The organism is Streptomyces atratus (assembly GCF_040655115.1).
Lineage (GTDB): Bacteria > Actinomycetota > Actinomycetes > Streptomycetales > Streptomycetaceae > Streptomyces > Streptomyces atratus_D.
The window spans coordinates 1-23,526 of sequence record NZ_JBFAJH010000069.1; the positions used below are offsets into that span (position 1 = coordinate 1).

The window sequence follows — 23,526 nt, forward strand, 5'->3', positions numbered from 1 at the left end:
CTACCAGCTACCTCGCCGGACTCCACCTACGCGGATCGATCATCTGGCTCCGGAGTCTCCGCCCCACATGATCCGAACCTGGAACACGCCCTAGTACTGCTGTGGGACAACGACGCCCGCCACGTCGACGCCGCAATGCGCGAGCTCATCCCGGACCCGCCATGACGTCGACGCCACAGTCACGGGCGAAGCGAATGGCTGCGGCCTCGCCGAGTCGGTGCAGGTCGCGGCGGTAGGCGACTCACCGATCTGTTCCTTGGTCGGACAGTGTCGCCACCGACGGTTTGCCACGCGACTGAAATGGGCGGTGCGTAGGCGGACAGTGGTCGCGCCCGTCGGCGTGCCCTGAGCGTCCGGTCCGGAGGTGTGGCCGCCAGCGCTCGGGGCGAGCTGTCGGCCACCGGCAGCCACGGGCCCGAGCCGGATTCCTGGGCGACCGGCCGTCACGGCGAAACTGCGGGTAGAGCGGCGCGAAGCCTGCGGTCGGCCCAGATTCTCGATCACGCGGGTGACGAGCTGTGCGTGCGTTGTCTCAAGTCCGCAATGCAGCTGGGGAGCCGCTTTGACGCGCGCGTGACGCTGATCCTGATGAGGCGTCGGGCACCGTGTTGTGCTCGTCCGGTGGATCGATCGCGCGGCATTGGCTGGTACTGCAACGGTGCTTGCGTGACCTCGAGGAACGCCACGCGTCCCTCGGTGAGTCCGTCGGGATGGGGACCTGGAGCCGACGGAGGCCGGACGACGCCTCTCGGGGTGCGGTTCGGCGCCATCCGGAGCCGGCTGTTCCCGGGGGAGTCGGACACCTGACACGGCCGGGAACGACAGGGTGAACGGCGGCACTCGTGCCGGTGTGGGGAGCCGGGACCTGCTGTGGCCGGGGGCGTGGAGGGGCACCGGCCGTCGTGACCGGTGCCCTGCCGCGTGCGCAGCTCCGCTCGTGGGCCCTGCGGCCGGGCCGCCTACATGGGGGCCGGTTCCGGCGCGCCGTCGCGTCCGGGCGGCAGGGGTGCGGAAACCCCGTCCTCGGCGGAGTGGTGGGCGCGGACACCGATCATGCCGACGGCGGTCAGCACTGCGGCGACGGCGGCCGCCACACCACACACCAGGAACGCGGTGCTGAAGCCGCTGCCCAAGGCGTCCAGGGTGAGACCGTGCGCCGCGGATCCTGGGGCGCCGGGCGGCAGGCTGTTCACGGCGATGGGCCCTCCGGCCTTGGCGATCTCGCGTGCCGCTGCCAGCTGACCGCCCGGCAGGTTCGCGCCGGACAGGTTCGCCGCGAACGCCGACCCCGCGTTGCTGAGGGCGACCGCGCCGACGACGACGGGGCCGAGGGCGAAGCCGAGGTCGCGCAGCATGTTGGTGGTGGCGCTGGCCATGCCCGCCAGGTGCGGGGGCACGCTGTTCAGCGCCACGGCCGTCACGGAGCTGACGGTCAGGGCGAAACCGATGCCGATCAGCAGGGCGGGCACGACGAACGCGCCGAGTCCCGGGTCGGTGACGTCCAACCGGGTGCACAGCAGGCAGCCGATCGCCATCAGGACGAATCCAGAGGTCAGCAGCCAGGACGCGGCGACCCGGTGCAGGAGCCGCGAGACGATCGGGATGAGCAGGAAGGCAGGCCCCTGCAGAAGCAGGAAGGGGACCGCGACGCGAATCGGGTCCTGGTGCTGTACGGGGCCCAGCCACATGCTCGTCGTGAAGCAGGCGCCGAGGAAGGCGAGCATGCCGATGACCGCGACGACGGACGACACGGTGAAGGCCCGGTTGCGGAACAGCTTCAGGTCGAAGATCGGGGACTCGGCCCCCAGCTCCACCACGACGAACCCGGCGAGGAAGCACGCGCCGAGGGCGAAGGCGAGCATGACGGGGAGGGTGGTCCAGCCCGACTCGGGCCCCTCGACGGCGCCGTACAGCACCAGGATGAGACCGATGGCGAAGGTGATCTGACCGGGTACGTCGAGCCTTCGGCCCGCGGGCGCCTTCGACTCCGTGGCCAGCACCAGGGTGAGCGCCATGCTGACCAGGGCGAGTCCGACGAGCACCCAGAACGAACCGCGCCACGACCCGACCTTGGCGAACATGCCGCCGAGCAGAGGTGAGACGGCGGCACCGGCGGACAGGAAGCCGCTCCAGACCGCCACCGCGTGCGCCCGTTCCCGGGAAGCGCGGGTGACGGAGGTGATCGCGGTGAGCGAGCTGGGGAACACGGCACCGGCGCCCAGCCCGTTCAGGGCGGCGCCGATCCACAGCACCTGCACGGTGGGCGCGAACGCGGTCACGGCACTGCCTGCGGCGACCAGCGCTGTGCCGGCCATGATCAGCCTGCGGCGCCCGAAGAGGTCACCGAGGACGCCGAAAGTGAACTCGAAGCAGACCACGGCGATCATGAACGCGGCCGTGATCCAAGTCAGTTGGGAACCGTGCGTGTTCATGTCCTGCTGGAAGAGTCCGTTGAGCGAGGCCGGCAGCGCGTTCGCGACCTGGGCCACGAAGACCGCGCCGCAGGCGGCAGCCAGCGTTCCCGCGTAGCCCGGTGTCCGGGCGGCCCCCGCGGTTGGGCCCTGGGACGTCGTCGTCCCGTTGTTGAGCGTCATTGCTGTTCTCCCTGGCTGGGAAAGATGGGCGTCCCGGAAGCGGGAGCCGTAAGAGCGTGGAAGGGCTCGGCTCTGCGTGCGCGGTGGGGGAGGGGGCACGACGCGAGTCGGGCGTGATGCCGTGGAGAATGACACTCGCTTTACGTCACGTCAATGTTGTGTTCGTGATCTAAGGCAAAAAGTGTTGCCGTAAGGTCAGCGGCCGCGCTGTCGTGCGATCGGGGCTCAATGCTGCTCGGCGAGGTCCTTCTCCAGGGCGTGAGCCGTGGCATCCAGGGCGGCGACCAGGGGCTGGAGGCGGTGCGGGTCGTAGCGCACGCTGGGCATGGACACCGACAGACCGGCCAGCGCGGTGCCGTTTTGGTCGCGCACCGGTACGCCGACGGCGACGAGACCGCGTTCGGATCGCTCCTTGTTGACGGCGAACCCGTTGCGGCGCAGACGCCTCAGCTCCGCCCGCAGCCGGGCGAGATCCGGGCGATCGGCCGGACGGTCGCGGTAACGCTCGGGGGCGTAGACCTCCTCCAGTTCCTCTTCGGTGAGGTCGGCGAGCAGGAGCAGCCCCGCCGTCGTGCGGTGAGCCGGGAACACCATGCCCTCCCGGGAGCCGACCCGCAGTGCCTGCCGGCACTCGACACTGGCGATGAACCGGGCCGTGTCCCCGGTGCGCACGATCAGGTTCGTGGTCTCGTCCAGAAGATCGACGACCCGGTGCAGATGAGGCAGGGCCGCCGCGCGCAGCCGCGACACGAGGGACTGGGAGTGCGCGGCGAGCTCCAGCACCGGCCCCGCACGGTAGACGCGGTCCTCGCCCTGCATGGCGAAGTCCCGGTAGACGAGCATCGCCAGGACCCGGTGGGCGGTCGACCTGGCGACGCCCAGCCGCTCGGCGATCTGCGACACGGTCGCGCCGCCCTCCATCTGCAGGATGGTCGCCGCTCGCAGTGCGTGGTCCACGCTGGCGATGGGGTACGGCGGCGGTGTCTTGAGCGGTTTGTCCATGACATGTCCCTTCAGATTCTGCTCTCCAGAATCTCCATGTTCTCCTGGAAGACACGGTGCACGCTGGTCCTGTGACTCAGTCCTCCATCGTCCAAGACATCGCCACGGGTTCCCCGGTCCGGCTCCAGGCCGTCTCCGCGGAGGGGCAACCCGAGGTCACCCCGGCGCTCGAAGAGCTGTACCGGGGCTTCGAACAGGAACTGCTCGTACCGCTGTGGACCGAGATCGGCGACCTGATGCCGGCCCACCCGCGCTCGCGCGCCGTGCCGCACGTGTGGCGCTGGGAGCGACTGCGGGACCTGGCGGACCGGGCCGGCGATCTGGTCCCCGTCGGCCGTGGCGGTGAGCGCCGGGCCATCGCGCTGGCCAACCCCTCCCTCGGCGGCCGACCCTTCGCCACCCCGACGCTGTGGGCGGCCATCCAGTACCTCATGCCCGGCGAGGACGCCCCGGAGCACCGGCACACCCAGCACGCCTTCCGCTTCGTCGTCGAGGGCGAGGGCGTGTGGACGGTCGTCGGGCGCGACCCGGTGGCCATGCGGCGCGGCGACTTCCTCCCGCAGGCGGGCTGGAACTGGCACGCCCACCACAACGCCACCGCCGAGCCCATGGCCTGGATCGACGGACTGGACATCCCCTTCCAGTACGCCACCGAGGCGCAGTTCTTCGAGTTCGGCCGGGACGAGATCAGCGACGCCGAGCGGATCACCCCGGAGCGGTCGCGCTCCGAGCGCCTGTGGGGCCACCCGGGCCTGCGCCCGCTGTCGGCCGTCCCGGCCACACCGGGCAGCCCGCTGCTGTCCTACAAGTGGGAGTACACCAACGCCGCCCTGAAGGACCAGCTCCTGCTGGAGAAGGAGGGCCTCGGCGGCACCGTCGAGCCCGGCCACGCCGCGGTGCGCTACTCCAACCCGCACGACGGCTCCGACGTCCTGCCGACCATCCGTGCCGAGTTCCACCGCATCGCCCGCGACGCCGAGACCGCGCCGGTCCGCGAGACCGGCTCGTCGGTCTACCAGGTCTTCGACGGCTCCGGAGTGGTGACCGTCGGCGACACGTCCTGGACGGTGACCCGCGGCGACCTGTTCGTCGTCCCGTCCTGGCAGCCGTTCTCCGCCAAGTCCGAAGCCGGAGCCACCGACTCCGACGAGGGCGGCCTCGACCTGTTCCGCTTCTCCGACGCGCCCGTCTTCGAGGCGCTCAAGCTCGACCGAACCCAGAAGGACGCCTGACCATGAAGCTCGCCACCATCCGCACCGCCGACGGCACCCGGGCGGTCCGCCTCGACGGCGAGGTCCTCGTCGACCTCGGGTACGCCGACCTCGGTGAGCTGTTCGCCGAGGCCGACTGGCAGGCCAGGGCCGCCGCCTCCGGCACCACCTATCCGGTCGAGGGCGCGGACTTCGCGCCGGTCGTCCCGAACCCCTCCAAGGTCGTCTGCGTCGGCCACAACTACACCAACCACATCAAGGAGATGGGCCGGGAGCTGCCGAACTACCCGACCCTCTTCCCGAAGTTCGCCGAGACCCTGATCGGCGCGGGCGACGACATCGCCAAGCCGGCCGAGACCGACGCGCTCGACTGGGAGGTCGAACTGGCCGTCGTGATCGGCAAGCAGGTGCGCCGCGCCGACGAGCAGCAGGCCGCCGACGCCATCGCCGGCTTCACCGTCATGAACGACATCTCGGTGCGCGACTGGCAGTTCCGCACCATTGAGTGGACCCAGGGCAAGATCTGGGAGGCCTCCACCCCGGTCGGCCCCTACGTCGTCACCCCCGACGAGGTCGGCGGCGTCCGCCCCGCGCTCGAGGTCAAGACCGTCGTCGACGGGCAGGTCATGCAGCAGGACGACACCGGCACGCTGCTGTTCGACCCGGTCTTCCTGGTGCAGTACATCTCCACCGTCATCACCCTGCGCCCGGGCGACATCATCGCCACCGGCACCCCGGCCGGCGTGGGCAACGCCCGCGACCCCAAGGTCTTCCTGCTTCCGGACCAGACCGTGGTCACCGAGATCGCGGGCCTGGGCGCCTGCACCAACAAGGTGGTCGCGGAATGACCGACGCCCCGCGGACGTTCGCCGACGCGCGCGAGTGGGCCCGTACCGGCACCGAGCTGGTACTGGCCGCCGTCGAGGATCTCGACGAGGCCGGCTTCGCCGCCGACAGTCTGCTGCCGGGCTGGACCCGCAAGCACCTGGCCGCGCACGTCGCCGCCAACGGCGACGCCCTGTGCAACCTCGTGCACTGGGCGGCAACCGGCGAGGAGACGCCGATGTACGCCTCCCCCGAGGAGCGTGCCGCCGGCATCGGCAAGGGCCCGGCCCTCTCCGCCGGCGAACTGCGCGCCTGGCTGGCCGACTCGGCCCGTCGGCTCGGCACGGATCTGGACGAACTGACCGACGAGCAGTGGCAGAACAAGGTCGTCACCGCTCAGGGCCGTACCGTCCCCGCCACCGAGTTGCCCTGGATGCGGTCCCGGGAGGCCTGCGTCCACGCGGTCGACTTCGGCACCGGCGTCACCTTCGCCGACCTCCCGGCGGGCTTCCTGTCCGCCCTGGTCGACGAGATCAGCACCAAACGCGGGCTCACCGAGCTGCCCGACGGCCCTCTCCCCGAGGTCGCCGCCTGGCTGGCCGGGCGGCCCCACACGCTTGCCGACGCTCCCGAGCTCGGCCCGTGGCTCTGAGAGTTGAGGAAGTTCCATGACGAACCCTGATGTGATCGTCGTCGGCGGCGGTATCGGCGGCCTGGGCGCGGCGTTCTCGCTGACCCGCCAGGGCCTGAACGTGCGTCTGCTGGAGAGCGCCCCCGTCTTCGGCGAGGTCGGCGCCGGCATCCAGCTCGCCCCCAACTGCACCCGCATCCTCGACGACTACGGCCTCCTGGAGGAGGCCAAGAGCCTCGGCGTCGTTCCGGACTCCATGGTCATGCGCGACGCGGTCGACGGCGGCGAATTGACCCGCCTGGACCTGCGCGACCTGGAGAAGCGGTACGGCTATCCGTACATGGTGATCCACCGCAGCGACCTGCACGGCCTGCTGCTGCGCGCCTGCGGGCAGGCCGGCGTCGAGCTGGTCACCGACTCCCGCGTCACCTCGTACGAGAACGCCGACGGCGGCGCCCGCGTCACCCTCGCCTCCGGCGAGGTCCACGAGGCCGGCCTGGTCATCGCCGCCGACGGTCTGCACTCCGTCGCACGCAAGCTCCTCGTCGACGACCGGCCCGTCTCCTCCGCGTACGTCGCCTACCGGGGCACCGTGCCCACCGAAACGCCCCGTGTCCAGGGCATCGACCTCAGCGAGGTCGTGGTCCACGTCGGCCCGCGCTGCCACTTCGTCCACTACGGCCTGCGTGGCGGCGTACTCCTCAACCAGGTCGCCGTCTTCGAGTCCCCCAAGGCCCTTGCCGGCCAGGAGGACTGGGGCACCCCGGACGAGCTCGACAACGCCTTCGCCGAGACCTGCGGCTTCGTCCAGGACGGCCTGCCGTTCATGTGGCGGGAAAAGTGGTGGCGGATGTTCGACCGCGAGCCGGTCATGAACTGGGTCCACGGCCGGATCGCGCTGCTCGGCGACTCCGCGCACCCGCCGCTGCAGTACATCGCGCAGGGCGCGATCATGGCCATCGAGGACGGCTGGGTGCTGGGCGAGCACGTCGCCCGCAACCGCGCCGAGGACGGCACGATCGACTGGAGTGCCGCGCTCGCCGCCTACGAGGCCGTCCGCCCGGAGCACTGCCGCCGCGTGCTGACCACGTCCCGCAAGTGGGGCGAGCTGTGGCACCTCGACGGTGTCGCCCGCGAGCAGCGCAATGTGCTGCTGCGTGCCCGCGACACCTACGACTACGCCTTCGTGGACTGGCTGTACGGCCCGACCGCGCTGACGCCGGACGAGGAGCCCCCCATGTTCACGCCGATCCCGCTGTCCTCGGCCCGTGTCGACGAGCCTGAGTCCCCCGCCCTGGTGGGAGGACACTCCCAGTGAGCGACGCCTATCTCTACGCGGCCGCCCGCACCCCCTTCGGCCGGTTCAACGGCGCCCTGGCCGGCGTACGCCCCGACGATCTCGCCGCCACCGTGCTGACCGGCCTGCTGGCCAAGACACCGGACCTGGATCACGCCGCGATCGGCGACGTGGTGTGGGGCAACGCGAACGGTGCCGGCGAGGACAACCGCAACGTCGGCCGGATGGCGGTGCTGCTGGCCGGGCTGCCGGTGAGTGTGCCCGCCACCACTGTGAACCGGCTGTGCGGCTCCAGCCTGGACGCGGCGATCATCGCCTCGCGCACCCTGGAGTCCGGCGACGCGGACATCGTCGTCGCCGGCGGTGTGGAGTCCATGACCCGCGCGCCCTGGGTGCTGCCCAAGCCGGACCGGGCCTTCCCCGCCGGCCATGTCACGGCCGTCTCCACGACCCTGGGCTGGCGGCTGGTCAACCCCGCGATGCCGAAGGAGTGGACGGTTTCGCTGGGGGAGTGCAACGAACTGCTCCAGGAGAAGTTCTCGATCTCCAGGGAGCGGCAGGACGCGTTCGCAGTGCGCTCCCACCGGCTTGCGGCCCGGGCCTGGGACGACGGTTTCTACGACGGCCTGGTCCTGCCGCTGGAGGCGCTCGCCCGAGACGAGGGCATCCGCCCCGGCACCGACCCCGCCAAACTGGCTGCCCTGAAGCCGTCGTTCCGCCCGGACGGGACGATCACGGCCGGCAACGCCTCCCCGCTCAGCGACGGGGCGTCGGCCGTGCTCCTGGGTACCGCGGCGGCGGCCGACCGGATCGGGCCGGACCCCGTCGCCCGCATCGCCGGGCGCGGGGTGTACGCGGCCGACCCGCAGATGTTCGGCTTCGCCCCGGTGGAGGCCGCGGAGCAGGCGCTGCGCCGGGCCGGTATCCGCTGGAGCGACGTGGGCGCGGTGGAGCTGAACGAGGCGTTCGCGGTGCAGTCGCTCGCCTGCGTGGACACCTGGGGCATCGACCCGGAGATCGTCAACACCCGGGGTGGCGCCATCGCCCTCGGCCATCCGCTGGGCGCCTCGGGCGGCCGGCTGCTGGGCACCCTGGCGAAGGTGCTGCGCGAGCGGCGCGAACGCTGGGGCGTCGCGGCCATCTGTATCGGCGTGGGCCAGGCCCTCGCCGTGGTCCTGGAGAACGTCACCGACGAGGTGAGCGGCTGATGGGCGTGACCATCGCGGCGACGGCCGACGAGGCCGTGGTGGGCGTCGAGGACGGTGCGACGGTCCTGGTGGGCGGATTCGGTCTGGCGGGCATGCCGTTCGACCTCATCGACGCGCTGATCCGGCAGGGCGCCGGTGACCTGACCGTCGTGTCCAACAACGCCGGCAACGGGGACGTGGGCCTGGCCGCACTGCTCAAGGCGGGCCGGGTGCGCAAGGTCGTCTGCTCCTTCCCCCGGCAGAGCGACTCCTATGTGTTCGACGAGCTGTACCGGGCCGGGCGGGTGGAGCTCGAGGTGGTGCCGCAGGGCACCCTCGCCGAACGGATGCGGGCCGCCGGGGCGGGCATCGGGGCCTTCTACTGCCCCGTCGGCGTCGGCACCCCCTTGGCGGAGGGCAAGGAGATCCGGGAGATCGACGGACGTGCTCACGTCCTGGAGTACCCGATCAAGGGGGACGTGGCCCTGATCTCGGCGCACCGCGCGGACACCATGGGCAACCTCGTCTACCGCAAGACCGCCCGGAACTTCGGCCCCGTCATGGCCACGGCGGCCACGACGGTCGTCGCCCAGGTCACCGACGTGGTGCCCGCCGGGGAGATCGATCCGGAGAACGTGATCACCCCGGGCATCTACGTCGACCGCCTCGTGCGGGCCGAGGCCCGCCGGCTCACCGTGCAAGGAGCCCGCTGATGACGGCAACGACCACACAGCCCGTGGAACACACGGACCGGGGCCCGCTGAGCACCGACGAGCTCGCGGCCCGCATCGCCCGTGACATCCCGCCCGGTTCCTACGTCAACCTCGGCATCGGGCAGCCGACCAGGGTCGCCGAGCACCTGTCGGCGGACGCGGGGATCGTGCTGCACACGGAGAACGGCATGCTGGGCATGGGGCCGGCCGCGACCGGCGACGAGGTGGACCCCGACCTCACGAACGCCGGAAAGGTACCGGTCACCGAGCTGCCCGGGGCGGCGTACTTCCACCACGCCGACTCCTTCGCGATGATGCGCGGTGGCCACCTCGACGTGTGCGTCCTCGGCGCGTTCCAGGTCTCGCAAGCCGGTGACCTGGCCAACTGGCACACCGGCGACCCCGACGCCATCCCCGCCGTGGGCGGCGCGATGGATCTCGCCGTCGGAGCGCGGCAGGTGCTGGTGATGATGAAGCTGTTCACCCGGGACGGCACCCCCAAGCTCGTCCCCGCGTGCACGTACCCGCTCACCGGTACCGCCTGCGTCGGCCGCGTCTACACCGACCACGGCGTCTTCGCCACCGGCCCGGACGGTGTCCGCGTCCTGGAGACGTACGGCACCACGGTCACGGAGTTGCGGGAGCGGCTCTCCGTCGACCTGCTCCCCTGAGCGAGCTAGGCGTATGTTACGTTAGATAACTTTACGATGCGTATAACATGGAGCCGGTGTGTATGCTCGCCGTGCGGTGGCGCGTTAGGATCCGGTCATGGCGAACCTTCGTGAGGCGCAGAAGCAGATGACGCGCCGTCTGCTGCTGGAGTCAGGACTTGAGCTGTTCAAGACGAAGGGGTATGCCGCCACCACGGTCGACGACATCGCGACCGCGGCGGGCACCACACGCGTCACGTTCTACGCGTACTTCCCCTCCCGCGGCGACCTGATGAAGGCACTCATCGACGAGCAGCTCAACGAGGCGTTGCAGCGCGTCCGCTCCCACGAGCACGGCTCGACGGCGCAGGACCTCGTCGCCACCGTCGTCGACGGAACACCGGAAGCGATCAAGGCGTGGCTGCGGCGAACCGCCGACAACTGGCCGGCCATCCGGCCGATCATCCGCATCGGCCGCGATGCCGCGGTGATCGAGCCGGAACTGGCCGACCTGGTCGAGCGATGGCTGGAGGAGGCCATCAGTGACATCGAGGACGGGCTGACGGCGGCCGGGCGATTCGAGCCTCATCAGCGTCACTTCCGGGGCGTTCTCGCGATGGCACAGCTCGACTTCGTCGCCCAGAACTGGCGCCGCGCCGACTGGAAGATCACCCATGAGCAGATGCTGGACGAGCTCAGTGTCAGCTGGGTGGATCTGCTGACCTGACCTGACCTGACCTGACATGGCTCTGCGGACCTGACCGACACGGTCCGGGCGGTGGGCGTCAGCCCTGTTTCGGCGCCGCGTCGAACAGCAGCGCCCGGAGCCACTCGATGAAGTGGTGATCAGACAGTCGGGGGTTCCAGACCATGTCGATCCCCAGCCCGGGAAGCGGGAACGGGAACTCCTCGATCCGCAGATCGGCAAGCGTCCGCATGGTGGCGGCGACCTGGTGGCGCATGAGGGCGACGCCGTTCGCGCGTGCGACCAGGAACGGCACCAGCAGGAAATCGGAGATCCACAGGCCGACGCGGTAGGGGATCCCCTGCTCCTCCAGCACCGGATACGGGAAGACGCGCCGATCGGTGTCCACGACGATGTGCGGCTGGGTGGTCAGGAGGTCGAGCGCGCTCGCTTCCGGCGGTGCGTCCGGCGAGGCCACCACCACACAGCGGTCGTTGTACAGGCGCTCGCGCGGGTAGGGCGAGAAGTGTCCCTCGGAGATCAGCGCGACGTCGACTCCCTTGTCGGTGAAGGTGGCCTCGTTCGGCACCGTGATCGTACGCACCCGCAACGTGACATGCGGAGCGCGCTCGGCGACGAGCCGCATCAGCCGGGGGCCGACGACGAAGGCCGTGCTGTTCGTCATGGCGACGGTGACAACGCGCTGGTCCTTGGCGGGGTCGAAGACGGGGAAGTTCACGATCTGCGCGGTCTGTTGCAGGGCACTGCGCAGCGGCGCGATCAGCTCCAGCGCCCTCGGGGTCAGCGTGACGCCCGTCCCCTGCCGGACGACGAGGTCGTCACCCAGCAGACGCCGCATTCTCGTGAGGGCGTGACTCATCGCCGGCTGTGACAGACCGACTCGTTCCGCCGCCTTGGTCACCGAACGCTCCTCGAGGAGCGCGAGGAGGGGCACCAACAGGTTGAGGTTGACCGATGCCAGTCGATCCAGCCCCGAACCCGTGGTTCCCTCTCCGTCGTCGCCCATGGAGCAAATCCTACGAGGCCGGCTGGGTCATACGACGCAGTCGGGGGATCGGGATCCGGTAGTTGAGCGCCGCAGCCACGCCGGTGCCGTCATCGTGTGACCAGCGCATCAACGCCGGCCCACCACCGGGCCCTCCGTCGACGTACATCGGTTCCCCTTCCAGCGGCAGATGGCCCACCGCCTTGAGGCTCAGCCCGAACTGCTCGGTCCAGAAGTACGGCTGAAACTGGAGCGGCGGCGCGTCGTCGCCGCGGACAAGTGCCCTGGCGGCGACCTTCGCCTGCTCGATCGCACTGCTCCAGAGGGGGATGCGGCGCAGGCCGTACGGGGTGGGGAAGGCCGCGAGGTCACCGACGGCAGCGACGTCGGGGCGAACGAGCCCACGCGAGTCGACCGGGATGGCACCCTTCGCCGCAAGTCCCGTGTCCGCGAGCCACTCCGTGTTGGGCACGTCGCCGACGGCGGTCATCAGAACCTCTGCCTCAAGGAGCGCGCCATCGTCAAGTACGACCCGAGCGCTCCCCTCACGCCGTTCGAGCCGTGCCGACCCGGTGTCGACGATGGTGAGCCCCACGTCCAGCGCGGCCTTGACGAAGACGTCAGCGAGGTACGAACCGAGCTGGACCATCAGTGGCACCCCTTGGGAGACGAGGGTGACCCGACAGCCGGCGGCCAAGCACCCCGAGGCGATCTCCATTCCGAGCGGGCCTCCGCCGACCACGATGACCGACGGCCGGCCCGCCAACCGGCTTCGCAGGGACAGCGCGTCATCGAGTCCACGCAGGGTGAGCTCCTCGGGAAGGCCGGACAACCGTCGCGCCCGGGAGCCAGTGGCAAGGACGACGCGGTCGTACGGCAGAGCCGTACCGTCGTCGAGAGTGACGAGCCGACGATCGATATCGAGTCCGGTCGCACGGACGCCCAGAAGTTCGGTCGCCCCGTGACCGGTCGGCGGAAGCTCGTGCGACGACATGTCATCGCCGTCCAGCAGGAGCGCTTTCGACAGGGCTGGGCGGCTGTACGCCGGATGCGGTTCGTCGCCGACGATGGTCAGCTCGCCATCGAAGCCGGCCTCACGGAGCGTGTCGGCCGCGGTGAGCCCGGCAATCCCGTTGCCGACAACGACGACGCGGTCCATCGTGCCGCCGTTCATACGATCCTCAGCGCCGCGACCGGGCACACCCGGACAGCGGCGTTCGCCAGGGCGGCGTCGGCTTCACCGACCTCCTCGCGGTCCAGCACGAGCTCGCCATCGTCGTCGAGGTGCATGAGCTGGGGGGCAGCCTCCTCACACAGGCCGTGCCCTTCGCAGCGGGGGCGGTCAAGAACGATCTTCATGCGGGGATCACTTCCAGGACGGGGAGCTCCTCGATGCTCCGGGTGATGTTGCTGGGAAGACGGACCTCGGGCCCGACGACGAGGCGCTTGACGCGCCGGGAAAGCGCTTCGATCACAGCGTGAGCCTCCAGGCGGGCGAGTCCTTGGCCCGCGCAGCCGTGAGGGCCGTAGCCGAACGAGAGATGGTCGATCGGATTGCGCTCAACGTGGAAGGCATCCGGGTTCTCGTAGTGCCGGGGGTCGCGGTTGCCGGCGCCGAACAGGATCGCGATCTGCGCGCCTGCGGGGATGACGATCCCGTCGATGTCGACGGCCCTGGTGGCGCGTCGGCCCCAGGCGTGGACGGGAGCCCAGAAGCGCAGCACCTCGTTGAACGCCCCAGGCACCCGCGACGGATCCTTGCGGACCAGGCCGAGCTGGTCGGGGTGCGCGCCGAAGAGGGCGATGACGTTGCCGATCGCCGCCACGGTGGTGTCGACGCCGGCACCCAGGTACTGGTGGATGATGTGGCCGGCCGTGTCCGGCGGGATGGCGCCCCGTGCCTCGGCGTCGAAGATGCCTCGACCCACGGACCCTTCGGCCAGGTCAGCGGCCTTGACCTGGGAGCACCAGCTGTAGAGCTCGCCGGCGATCGGGAAGCTCTCGGCCGTGCGCTGGTTCATCGGACCGATGACCTGCATGGCGGCCTGCCCCCAGCGCAACATGTTGTCGCGCACGTGGCCTGTGAAGCCGATCAGGTCCGCGACGACCTCCAGCGGGAATGCTCGAGCGAGGGCGTCGATCGCCTCGAAGGAGCCCTTCTCGGCAAGCTCTGCGACGAGAGCGTCGGCCTTCGCCTCGATCCGACCCTTGAGACCGCGCAGCGCACGCGGTGAGAGATTCTCGGTGAGTGTGGCGCGCAGTCGGGTGTGCACCGGCGGATCGGACGCGAGCGACGTTCCGGTGAGCGCCTCGTTGGCCATCGGGTTGAACCCGATCGAGGTCGAGGAGAACGACTCCCAGTCGGCGAGTGCGCCACGGATGACGTCGTACCGCGTCAACGCGTAGACGTCGTTCTTCCGGAGGTGGACGACGGAGCCCTGCTCCCGCAATTCGGCGTAAACGGGGTAGGGGTCGAGCACGACCTCGTCGGCGAAGAGGTCGATGTCGGAGGCAGGTGGGGTGGTCATGCCGACAGTGAAGTGGCTGGCCTCACACACAGCAAGTGAATGATTTACATGCTGTTACATGCATGCCGTTCATGCTTTCGCCGAAGGACGCGCAGTCCGCCACGGCTACGGATCGCGAGGGTGTCCCGAATTCGGGGACGCCTGGGGCTTCCACGGCCATTGACGCGACCCGCGGCCAGGCCGGCGCGGCCGTGCAGGTCCCCGTGTTGCGGCACGCGCTGCTCGGGGCCTCGGACGCGCCCGGGCGGTTGTGCGCATCACGGTCGTCGACGAGGTCGTTGTCCCGGTCGGCGTAGCGCCGGACCTGCGCCGCAAGCCCGTCTGGTATCAGCCAACAAGTGGCGGCCCAGGGCATCGCGCGGAGTCTCGGCCACGGTCTGACGGCAGCCGTCAAGCGGCCGGTCCCGAATTAACCGTCCTACCTCGCGTGCATTGTTTTTTCTTGATGTTCGTTTCATTGACATCATGTAAACCGAATGGCTACCGTGACTGCAGCCACAGGGTGCTGTGCACCCCACCCCGGAGACGTGAGGCAGGCATGAGCGTCAAGAGCAACACCGTGAACACCGTCCTGGGCCCGGTGCCGGCTGAGGAGTTGGGCGTCGTTTCGGTCCACGAGGCGCTGCTGTCGGTGGTTCCGGGCGCGGAGTACGCCTTCGACATCACCATCGACCGTGCCGAGATCTTCGAGACCCTCGCCGCGAAGCTGAAGGACTTCCGCGTCAGCGGCGGCGGCACGATCGTCGACAGCACCGGCATGTTCCACGGCCGGGATGTCCGGCTGTACGAGACCCTCTCCCGCACGACCGGCGTGCACATCGTCGCCTCGACGGGACAGGGCCCGGAGGAACTGCTCGGCGGCTACTTCCTCACACCGCAGACCAACCCGCCGACGCCGTGGCCGGCCGAGAAGTTCGCCGGCCTCTTCACCGAGGAGATCACCGAGGGCATGGTGGTCCCGCGCGTGGAGCGACGCGGCGCCGCCGGCCTGGTGGCCACCACCGCGACCCTAGAGGGCATGACCCCGACCGACGAGAGCCTGTTTCGCGGTGCGGCCAAAACCGCCCTGAGCACCGGCGTCGCGGTCTCCATCCGCTACGGGAGCGACGCCGTCCACGATCTCGACGTCGTCCTGGACGAGAAGCTGCCGGCCGACCGCGTCGTCGTCGGCGGACTCGACCGCACGAGCGCCGTCGCTACCGGCGCGCCCCTCGAGATCGCCCGCCGCGGCGCCTACGTCGCACTCGACCACGTCGGCGTGGAGGGCGTGGCCCACATCACGGATGCCGAGCGTGTCGCCCTGGTCACCGACCTTGTGCAGGCCGGTTTCGGCGACCGGATCCTGCTCTCGAGCAACGCGACCGGGGTGGCGAAGGGCCACCCCGGCAACGACCTGCCGTACAGCTACGTCTTGACCACCTTCGTCCCGCTCCTGAAGGCACAGGGCCTCAGCGACGAGGACGCGCGGCGGATTCTCGTGGAGAACCCGCGCGACCTGCTGTCGGTGCGCTGAGCGTCAGCATGAACGACCATCAAGTTTCTTTCTTCAAAGGTGAGTGTTGTGTCGAGAGTGAACACCGTCCTGGGGCCGATCCCGGCCGAGGAGCTGGGTCTCGTGGCCATCCACGAGCACATCGGCTACGGCATGCCCGGCTCCGAGCTGGACACGAAGTGGTGGAAGGCCCCCGAACAGCGGTACGAGGAGACCGTCCCCAAGCTGCGCACGTTCCACGAGTACGGCGGCGGCACCTTCGTCGATGCGACCGGGATCTGCAACGGCCGTGACGTCGACCACTACAAGTCGCTGTCCGCGAAGACCGGCGTCCACATCGTCGCCTGCACCGGCTTCGTCGGCGGCGACACCGCCCTGCCGCACTTCGCCCGGGCAGGCGTGGACTATCTGACCCAGCAGTTCGTCCACGAGATCACCGTCGGCATCGGCAACACCGGCAGCCTCGCCGGTGTCATCAAGGTCGGGGTGAGCCGCGGTGGCCGTATGACCGATCTGGACAAGCACATCTACCGCGCCGCGGCCCGCGCCTCGCTCACCACGGGCGTGCCGATCCTGACCCACCTCGCGATCGACGCCGAGAACGCGATCGCGATCTTCGACGAAGAGGGCCTTCCCCTGGACCGCGTTCTGTTCGGGCACGTCGACGACGGTGTGAACGCCGACAAGACGCGCGATGTCTGGATCGCGGAGCAGGGCGGTCGTATCGGCTTCGACACCTTCGGCTACGAGACGGAGCTGCCGGACCCGCCGTTCTGGGCCCGCCCCCGCAAGGAGCGGCTGGACCACTTCCTCCGGTTCATCGGCGAAGGCCGGCTGAAGCAGGTCCTCGCCTCCGCCGACGCCAACTGCAGCCCGCTGGGCTGGCCAGGTGTGAAGGGCCACACCGTCAACTACATCTTCGAGGACCTCATCCCGGACCTCCGCGCTGCCGGCCTCGACGAGGCCGCGATCAAGACGATCTTCGTCGACAACCCCGCTGACTTCCTGACCCTCCAGAAGTAGAGAGAACCACTATGCAGCTCTCAGACCTGAAAAACCTCAAGATCGCCGTCGTCGGCGCGGGGTACGGCGGCGCGGCGGCAGCCAAGGCGCTGAGCCTGCTCGGCGCCCGCGTCGACGTCTACGAACAGGCGAGCCAGATCCGCGAGGTCGGCGCCGGCATCGGCCTGCGTCCTTCCACCATGAACCGGTTCCGCCAGTGGGGGATCTTCGACGCGATCGCGAAGGTGAGCTCGCCGAGCGACTACTTCGAGATCCTCACGGCCACCGCCGACCCGATCATGAAGGAGACGTGGCCGGGGATCCACGACTTCACCGCAGAGACCAAGACCCATCTGATCCACCGCGGAGACTTCATCGACGCTCTCCTGGGCGTACTGCCCGAGGGCATGGTGCAGCTCGGCCACAAGCTGGAGACCGTCCACGACAAGGGCGACCGCTCCGTCCTCACCTTCGCAGGCGGCAGGACCGTCGAGGCAGACCTGGTCGTCGGCGCCGACGGCATCAAATCGGTGGTGCGCCGGCTGTTGTTCAGCGACAAGGGCCCGGTGTTCTCGGGTGAGCACGCCTACCGCGCGGTGATCTCCGTCGACGACGCCTACGGGACGGTCACCGACGACAACCTCCGGATGTACATCGGCCGGGGCACGAAGGTCTACCTGCTGCCGCTGCGCCACCGCAACCAGGTGTCGTTCGACATCACCGCCCTGTGCCCGGACAGCACCTGGGCGCCGCAGGTCACCAAGGACGACCTCCTGGCGACGGTGCAAGGCTTCGACGAGCGCCTCGTGAACATCACGCGCGACCTCGACATGGACACCGTGAACATCCGCGCGGTCTACGACATCGACCCGGTCGACACGTGGCACTCGGACTCCGTCGTCCTCGTGGGCGACGCGGCCCACTCGATGCTGCACCACCAGGGCCAGGGCGCGAACTCGGCCATCGAGGACGCCGGAGCACTCGCCGACGCCCTGCGGCAGGCGGACTCCCTGAAGCAGGGGCTGGCCCTGTACCAAGCCACCCGCAAGCCCGTGACCGACGAACTGCAGCGCATCTCGCGTCAGGGGTGGACCGAGGAAGAGATCAATGACGTCTTCCCCGGTCAGAAGCCCGCAACCGCTGCCCCGCAGGAGTGACGTCATGACACTGCATCCTGAGATCGCCAAGCTCCTCGCCGGCCTGCCGGCCCCGCCCGAGGGGCCGCTCGACCCGGTCGCCATGCGCGCCGCGGACGAGGTGCACATCGCTCCCCTCGAGGAGCGCCTTCCGCTCCACGCGGTCGAGGACGTGACCGCGCGGACGGTGTCGGGCGAGCTACCGGTGCGGATCTACACGCCGGTCGAGGCCGACAGCCACGGCCTGCTGGTCTACTTCCACGGCGGTGCGTTCTTCCTCGGCAGCCTGGAGACGCACGACCACGTCGCGCGCTCGCTGGCCAAGGAGACGGGGCTCAAGGTCGTCTCCGTCGGCTACCGCCTGGCGCCCGAGGCCGCCTTTCCGGCCGGTCTCGACGACTGCTACGCGGTCGTGCGCTGGGCTGCCGAGGAAGGTGAGAGCCTTGCCTGGGACGGCAGGACCCTCGCCATCGCCGGCGACAGTTCCGGTGGCACCTTCGTCGCGGCGGTCGCGGCCAGGGCGCACGACGACGGCTTCGACCGGATCACGCACCAGGTCCTCTACTACCCCTCGCTCGACCTGGACTTCGACGTCGACCGTTATGCCTCGCTGCGGGAGAACGCCGTGGGCTACGGCCTGGAGACGGCCGGGCTGAAGCCCTTCAACGCCTTCTACATCGACAGCGGCGCCGATCCCGCGGACCCGCTCGTCTCGCCGGTCAAGCGGGCGGACCTCACAGGGCTGCCGCCGGCCCTCATCGTCACCGGGGAGTACGACCCGCTGCGCGACGAGGGCGAGCTCTACGGCCGGCGGCTGCGGGAGGCCGGCGTGGCGGCGACGGTGAGCCGGTACGAGGGCGCGGGCCATGGATTCGTCCAGCACTTCTCCTGGATCCCCGAGTACCACAGGGTCTTCGCCCAGACGCGCGACTTCCTCAGTCGGCGCTGACCTGGCCGACCCGCGTACGAGTTCAGAAAGAAAGCCATGACGCACGCAGTCAACGTCCATCCCCTGGTCTCGCCGTGGGGCCGGTTCGGTCTCTACAGCTTCTTCGTCGACGCACCTGAGCCGGCCATCGTCGACACCGGAATCGCCTCCTCGCCTGCCGAAGGGATGGTTCCCGCGCTCGAGGCGATCGGGCGCCGCATCCAGGACGTGCGCTGGATCCTGCTGACCCACGGTCACATCGACCACCTCGGCGGGGCGCACGCCCTGTGGGAGCTCACCGGGCGGCGCGCACAGGTGGTGATCCACGAGGCCGACGCACCGATGCTCCGCTCGCGGCGGGCCCACGTGGAGGAGTACCTCGCGGGACGGGGCCAGTACCTGGGCGACCCCGAGGGCGAGGCGAAGGTGACGGTCGCCGCGAACGCCGTCATTGCCGGCGAGATGGAGCCCTCCATGCTGGTCAAAGGCGGCGAGACCATCTCCCTCGGCGGCGACGTCACCGTCTCGGTGCACGCGATCCCAGGTCACACGCCCGGGTCGGTCGCCTACGTCGTCGACGGCTCGCGTTCGGTCTTCGTCGGCGACGCCGTGCAGGTCCACGGGGCCGCCAACGGCTTCCCCGGCTACATGGACCCGGTTGCCTACCGCACCAGCCTGGAGTACCTGCGTGACGAGATCCGTCCGCAGCACCTGTACCTCGGACACCCGTACCGCCGCTCCGACGGCACGCCGTACGGCGTCGAGCTCGACGCCGCCCAGGCCCAGGAGGCCATCGCCCAGAGCCTCGCCATCGAGGGCAGGGTCACCAAGGCCGCCTGCGACTTCCTGCAGGCCGGCCTGCAGGAGACGGATTCGCCCTACTCCCCGTTCGCCCGCGTCGCCGAGGAGCTCGGCTACACCGGCGACCCCACGCTTGAGCCGTCGCCGTTCTTCACATCGATGCACGGCTACCGCGCACAGCTCAACCAGAACTCGTACCGCATTGTCCCGGGGGATGACCCCCGGACCCCCACAGGAGCTTCGCACTCATGACTGACTTCCAGACCATCCGGGCGGGCGAGCAGAGCATCGCCGTCCGCAAGGACCTCCGGGTACCGATGCGGGACGGCGTCGAGCTCGCCGCGGACGCCTACCACGGCGTGGACGACACGCCGCGGCCGGCACTGATCGCGATGAGCGCCTACGGCAAGGAGCTGCAGGCCCTCGCCCTCACCACGCCGGCGCAGCGCCGGCCCAGCCCGATGTGGGACGGCTGCATCGAGGCCGGTGACATCGCGCGCGTCGTCCGGGAGGGCTACGTCCACGTCATCGGCGACATGCGCGGCACCGGTGATTCCGGCGGCGTCATGATCGGCAACTACAACTTCGGCGGGGTTCCCCAGGGGCAGGACCTGTACGACCTCATCGAGTGGGTCGCCGCGCAGCCGTGGTGCGACGGCAACGTCGGCATGATCGGCATCTCCTACTTCGGCTCCATGCAGGTGCTCGCCGCCGCCGAGCGTCCGCCGCACCTCAAGGCGATCTTCGTCAGCGGCGGTCACTACGACTTCTACGAGACCACCTACCACGGCGGCATCATGTGGTTCATGCCGCGTGCTGCCCGCGAGGGCCGCGGCGGTGACTCCGGCATCGCGCACGCCAACGTCAAGTCCCGCATGGTGGAGGCACACTCGCCCGAGGAGCTGAACAAGCTCGTCGAGGAGCGGCTGAAGGACCCGGACGTGGCAGCCTGGCCGAACCTCGTTCACGTACTCAAGTACCCGAAGAACCGCGAGTTCTGGTTCGACATCGTGATGAACCACCTCGACGGCGACTGGTACGAGGAACGCAACCCGATCACGCTGGCCGAGAACATCGACATCCCGGTCTACCTTCAGATCGACCAGGGACGCGGCTGGACCCTGGACGGCCACGTCGAGTTGTTCAACGTCCTGAAGGGGCCCAAGAAGCTGGACATCGGCTCCTACCCGCCGATGCAGTCGCGTCCCTGGATCGAAGAGCACGACAAGATGTTCCGCTGGTACGAGTACTGGCTCAAGGGCATCGACAACGGCATCATGGACGAGCCGGCCGTGAGCGTCTTCGTGGAGGGCTCGCGCGAGGTGGTCGCCGCGGCGCAGTGGCCGCCGAAGGAGATCGAGTACACGTCGCTCCACCTGCGCCCGCGGCACAAACTCTCCTTCGAGCCCGAGCTCATGGGCGTCGAATACGCCGCCCCCGACGGCTTCTACCAGGCACCGCTCACCGTCACCGACCGGGTGCAGGTGCTCAAGTGGAGCACCGAGTCGTTCGAGGAGCCCACCGAGCTGATCGGCACCGGCGCGGCGCACCTGTTCGCGGAGATCGATCAGGACGACACCAACTTCATCCTGCGCCTGTGGGACGAGGCTCCTGGCGGCGGTCGGCAGCTGATCACCACCGGTTACCTCAAGGCCTCCCACCGCGAGCTCGACGAGGGGCGCACCACCGAGGGCAACCCCTACCACCCGCACACCCGCGCGGTGCCGGTGGAGCCAGGGAAGATCGAGGAGTACGTGCTGCGGCTCTACCCGTTCGCAGCCACGTTCAAGCCAGGACACCGATTGGTGGTGGAGTTGTCGAACGACGAGCCGCTGGTCGACGCGCACAACGCGCTGCTGCCGCCGGATGCCTTTCACCTACCGGTGGGCCGCCCCGTCACCCACAAGATCTACCGCGACGCCGCGCACCCGTCCCGGCTCGTGCTGCCGTTCACGACGGTCACGGCGACAGACGCGACACGGTCAGGCTCTGCGCGCAACCACGAAGGAGACCAGCGCAGCGGCTCCTGATGCGGCCATCACGACGCCGACCGGGCCCTCTCTGTCAGCCTTTGGTGAGATGCCTCGCTTCGGCGGGTTGGCCTGAGAGGGCACGACAGGAGACCTACGACGTACCCTCTCCGGCCACGACGCGGGTCCCACCGGGCACAACTCCGTTGTATGGACGGTGGCGTTCAGCCCGGACGGAGGGATACTCGCCAGCGCTGGCGGCGACGGCACGGTGCGTTTGCGGGATGCCGCGACAGGTAAGGCCATCCGCGTACTCAAGGGGTACAAGGGCCCCGTGCCGTCGATCTCGTTCAGCCGCGACGGCCGCCTCCTCACCAGCGGCAGTGACGACGGCACGGTCCGGCTGTGCAACATATCGACCGATGCGCCACCCCGTGTCCTCACCGGGCCCGGGGAGGAGAGCTGGTTCGTGGCATTCAGCACCGACGGACGCACTCCGGCCACCGCCGGCTACGAGGACACGGTGTGGATCCGGGACGTGGCGACGGAGACCGAGCGTCGCTCGCTCACCTGGGCCCGTCTCGGTTTCGGCTCCGGAGCCTTCAGCCCTCGACGCCGCACGCTCGCCACAACGAGCGGATCCAGGGTGCATCTCTGGAACACGGCGCTCCCTGACCCGCGCGCGGCGAAAACCAGGAGCTGTCAGGCACTGCGTCGCGACTTCGCCGCGCGAGAGCTGTCACAGTACGCGCAGAAGGAATCCGAGCTGCCGGTGCGCCCGCAGCACCGCGGACATCTGATCAGCTCCTGGTCGATCTGCGCGATCGGCTCCCGGGAACGCGAGGGGCGGTCGGCGCAGTCGACGCGCACCCGTTCGCCGTTGATGACTGGCCCGACTGGACGACGAGAAGCAGGAATGCGACCGAGCCGGCGCTGAGCTGCGGCAGCTGCTGGAGCAGGCCGCAGCATCGGCCACCGGTGGGGCCGGACCGCTGTCTGGCAATACTGTCCACGCCGAGCGCTTCGGCTCCGTCGGCTGGCGGCAAGGACGGCCTGCTCAGCGTCGCCGGCCAGCCGCCCCTGCTCCGCCTGCGCCTCTCGAGGGTGATTGCCGTGCGTGAGGTAGTAGCGGCGTCAGGGGTCACCACTGCGACCCGGACGCCCCATTGACGCAGCAGGGCTTGCAGGACTGCGCCCGAGCGTGAAGTCGTCGCCGTCCCGCGCGTGAGGCCCGCGGGCCGGTAGGTAGGGCAGGGCCCTCGCTGGGGATGGTTGGTCCGTTCGACATGTGCGCGGGGCGCCCCTGCCACACGCTGTAAGCATGACCCATGATGCTGGAGAGGTGTTCCAACCCACCCCCGAGGTTGTCCTCGGCGTCGTGCCGGGCGACCCGCCGTACCGCAGGGTGGAGGTCAACGGGGTGTTGTCCGGGCCGGTCTGCGGCGTGGTGGATGTGATCAGGCTGGGGCACCGGGTGGGGGCGACCGGGATCGACTTCGGTGATCCCGTGGTCGTGAGAGGGGTCGGCGGAGACAAGTGTACGGGGATGCCTGGGCGGGGGCTGGCGTACTCGCAGCGCTCCTGATGCGGAAGCGTCCGGTCGAACCTAGACTGGCGATCGCCCGAAATGCACCGAATCTGGGAGAAGTAGGCTATGGCCAAGCGAGGGAACAAGCGACGTGCCCGTAAGAAGAAGAGGGCGAATCACGGCAAACGCCCCAACGCCTGAACTTCACCGAAGATTCGACGGCGGGGGCTGCGGGGTATCCGGGCCACATGTTCAGGTCCGGTTCTTTGCCAGGGCAGTTGCAGATGGGTGGCTGCCACGCGAGCGTTGTCAGATTCTGGTGCCGATCAGGCAACGCGGC

The 23,526-nt window shown here is 69.5% G+C and carries 23 protein-coding genes and 1 pseudogene; 18 read left to right on the forward strand and 6 right to left on the reverse strand.

Annotated features, from left to right (window positions below; all coding sequences use genetic code 11):
• Positions 1-959 precede the first annotated feature (959 nt).
• Both AB0I23_RS37375 and AB0I23_RS37380 read right to left on the reverse strand, forming a co-directional pair.
• Positions 960-2,594: an MFS transporter gene (locus AB0I23_RS37375; protein ID WP_359116823.1), complete on the reverse strand. Its 1,635-nt coding sequence runs from the start codon at positions 2,592-2,594 to the stop codon at positions 960-962.
• 225 nt (positions 2,595-2,819) lie between these two features.
• Entirely contained in the window at positions 2,820-3,596 is a 777-nt protein-coding gene (locus tag AB0I23_RS37380; RefSeq protein ID WP_359116825.1) for an IclR family transcriptional regulator, read from the reverse strand.
• 71 nt (positions 3,597-3,667) lie between these two features.
• Between AB0I23_RS37380 and AB0I23_RS37385 the strand changes: the two genes are divergently transcribed.
• The 8 genes from AB0I23_RS37385 (at position 3,668) to AB0I23_RS37420 (ending at position 10,837) form a co-directional block, all read left to right on the forward strand.
• Positions 3,668-4,828, forward strand: coding sequence for a cupin domain-containing protein (locus tag AB0I23_RS37385; protein WP_359116828.1), 1,161 nt, complete (start codon positions 3,668-3,670; stop codon positions 4,826-4,828).
• Between the two features lie 2 nt (positions 4,829-4,830).
• Complete coding sequence (locus AB0I23_RS37390; protein WP_359116831.1) at positions 4,831-5,655, forward strand: fumarylacetoacetate hydrolase family protein; 825 nt, start codon at positions 4,831-4,833, stop codon at positions 5,653-5,655.
• Positions 5,652-6,284: a maleylpyruvate isomerase family mycothiol-dependent enzyme gene (locus tag AB0I23_RS37395; protein WP_359116833.1), complete on the forward strand. Its 633-nt coding sequence runs from the start codon at positions 5,652-5,654 to the stop codon at positions 6,282-6,284. Before AB0I23_RS37390 ends, AB0I23_RS37395 begins: the two co-directional genes overlap by 4 nt.
• A 31-nt stretch (positions 6,285-6,315) precedes the next feature.
• Positions 6,316-7,581 carry an FAD-dependent oxidoreductase gene (locus AB0I23_RS37400; protein WP_436847056.1) on the forward strand — a complete coding sequence of 422 codons (1,266 nt, stop codon included), beginning with the start codon at positions 6,316-6,318 and terminating at the stop codon, positions 7,579-7,581.
• Complete coding sequence (locus AB0I23_RS37405) at positions 7,578-8,768, forward strand: thiolase family protein (RefSeq protein ID WP_359116839.1); 1,191 nt, start codon at positions 7,578-7,580, stop codon at positions 8,766-8,768. Before AB0I23_RS37400 ends, AB0I23_RS37405 begins: the two co-directional genes overlap by 4 nt.
• Positions 8,768-9,460, forward strand: a complete 693-nt coding sequence (locus AB0I23_RS37410; RefSeq protein ID WP_359116842.1) for a 3-oxoacid CoA-transferase subunit A — start codon at positions 8,768-8,770, stop codon at positions 9,458-9,460. The genes AB0I23_RS37405 and AB0I23_RS37410 overlap by 1 nt, the downstream gene beginning before the upstream one ends.
• Positions 9,460-10,131: a 3-oxoacid CoA-transferase subunit B gene (locus tag AB0I23_RS37415; protein WP_359116844.1), complete on the forward strand. Its 672-nt coding sequence runs from the start codon at positions 9,460-9,462 to the stop codon at positions 10,129-10,131. The genes AB0I23_RS37410 and AB0I23_RS37415 overlap by 1 nt, the downstream gene beginning before the upstream one ends.
• Positions 10,132-10,228: 97 nt before the next feature.
• On the forward strand, positions 10,229-10,837 hold the full coding sequence (locus AB0I23_RS37420; RefSeq protein ID WP_359116847.1) for a TetR/AcrR family transcriptional regulator: 609 nt from the start codon (positions 10,229-10,231) through the stop codon (positions 10,835-10,837).
• Positions 10,838-10,895: 58 nt separating this feature from the next.
• Here the strand turns inward: AB0I23_RS37420 and AB0I23_RS37425 are convergent, their stop codons facing one another.
• Genes AB0I23_RS37425 through AB0I23_RS37440 form a run of 4 tightly spaced genes read right to left on the reverse strand, consistent with a single transcriptional unit; the run spans position 10,896 to position 14,329 of the window.
• A complete protein-coding gene (locus AB0I23_RS37425) occupies positions 10,896-11,822 on the reverse strand; it encodes a LysR family transcriptional regulator (RefSeq protein ID WP_359116849.1) in 927 nt (308 codons plus the stop codon).
• 10 nt (positions 11,823-11,832) lie between these two features.
• Positions 11,833-12,975 (reverse strand): NAD(P)/FAD-dependent oxidoreductase, encoded by a 1,143-nt coding sequence (locus tag AB0I23_RS37430; RefSeq protein ID WP_359116852.1) that lies wholly within the window; start codon positions 12,973-12,975, stop codon positions 11,833-11,835.
• Positions 12,972-13,160 carry a ferredoxin gene (locus AB0I23_RS37435; RefSeq protein WP_359116854.1) on the reverse strand — a complete coding sequence of 63 codons (189 nt, stop codon included), beginning with the start codon at positions 13,158-13,160 and terminating at the stop codon, positions 12,972-12,974. Before AB0I23_RS37435 ends, AB0I23_RS37430 begins: the two co-directional genes overlap by 4 nt.
• On the reverse strand, positions 13,157-14,329 hold the full coding sequence (locus tag AB0I23_RS37440) for a cytochrome P450 (protein WP_359116857.1): 1,173 nt from the start codon (positions 14,327-14,329) through the stop codon (positions 13,157-13,159). Before AB0I23_RS37440 ends, AB0I23_RS37435 begins: the two co-directional genes overlap by 4 nt.
• A 538-nt stretch (positions 14,330-14,867) precedes the next feature.
• Here AB0I23_RS37440 and AB0I23_RS37445 point away from each other — a divergent pair.
• The 10 genes and pseudogenes from AB0I23_RS37445 to AB0I23_RS41875 all read left to right on the forward strand — a co-directional run bounded on the left by AB0I23_RS37445 (position 14,868) and on the right by AB0I23_RS41875 (position 23,387).
• A complete protein-coding gene (locus AB0I23_RS37445) occupies positions 14,868-15,842 on the forward strand; it encodes a phosphotriesterase (RefSeq protein ID WP_359116860.1) in 975 nt (324 codons plus the stop codon).
• Between the two features lie 48 nt (positions 15,843-15,890).
• A complete protein-coding gene (locus AB0I23_RS37450; protein WP_359116862.1) occupies positions 15,891-16,844 on the forward strand; it encodes a phosphotriesterase family protein in 954 nt (317 codons plus the stop codon).
• Positions 16,845-16,855: 11 nt separating this feature from the next.
• Positions 16,856-17,980, forward strand: a complete 1,125-nt coding sequence (locus AB0I23_RS37455) for an FAD-dependent oxidoreductase (RefSeq protein WP_359116865.1) — start codon at positions 16,856-16,858, stop codon at positions 17,978-17,980.
• A 4-nt stretch (positions 17,981-17,984) separates the two neighbouring features.
• A complete protein-coding gene (locus tag AB0I23_RS37460) occupies positions 17,985-18,908 on the forward strand; it encodes an alpha/beta hydrolase (protein WP_359116866.1) in 924 nt (307 codons plus the stop codon).
• A 36-nt stretch (positions 18,909-18,944) separates the two neighbouring features.
• Positions 18,945-19,940 (forward strand): MBL fold metallo-hydrolase, encoded by a 996-nt coding sequence (locus AB0I23_RS37465; protein WP_359116869.1) that lies wholly within the window; start codon positions 18,945-18,947, stop codon positions 19,938-19,940.
• Positions 19,937-21,718 carry a CocE/NonD family hydrolase gene (locus tag AB0I23_RS37470; protein WP_359116872.1) on the forward strand — a complete coding sequence of 594 codons (1,782 nt, stop codon included), beginning with the start codon at positions 19,937-19,939 and terminating at the stop codon, positions 21,716-21,718. The genes AB0I23_RS37465 and AB0I23_RS37470 overlap by 4 nt, the downstream gene beginning before the upstream one ends.
• 142 nt (positions 21,719-21,860) lie before the next feature.
• Positions 21,861-21,962: pseudogene (locus AB0I23_RS37475) on the forward strand (hypothetical protein); the annotation flags it as partial.
• Positions 21,936-22,595: a WD40 repeat domain-containing protein gene (locus AB0I23_RS37480; RefSeq protein ID WP_359116892.1), complete on the forward strand. Its 660-nt coding sequence runs from the start codon at positions 21,936-21,938 to the stop codon at positions 22,593-22,595. The pseudogene AB0I23_RS37475 and the gene AB0I23_RS37480, both read left to right, overlap by 27 nt.
• Before the next feature lie 384 nt (positions 22,596-22,979).
• Positions 22,980-23,243 (forward strand): hypothetical protein, encoded by a 264-nt coding sequence (locus AB0I23_RS37485; RefSeq protein ID WP_359116874.1) that lies wholly within the window; start codon positions 22,980-22,982, stop codon positions 23,241-23,243.
• A 69-nt stretch (positions 23,244-23,312) separates the two neighbouring features.
• Positions 23,313-23,387: a 50S ribosomal protein bL37 gene (locus tag AB0I23_RS41875; RefSeq protein ID WP_376335433.1), complete on the forward strand. Its 75-nt coding sequence runs from the start codon at positions 23,313-23,315 to the stop codon at positions 23,385-23,387.
• Positions 23,388-23,526: the final 139 nt, after the last annotated feature.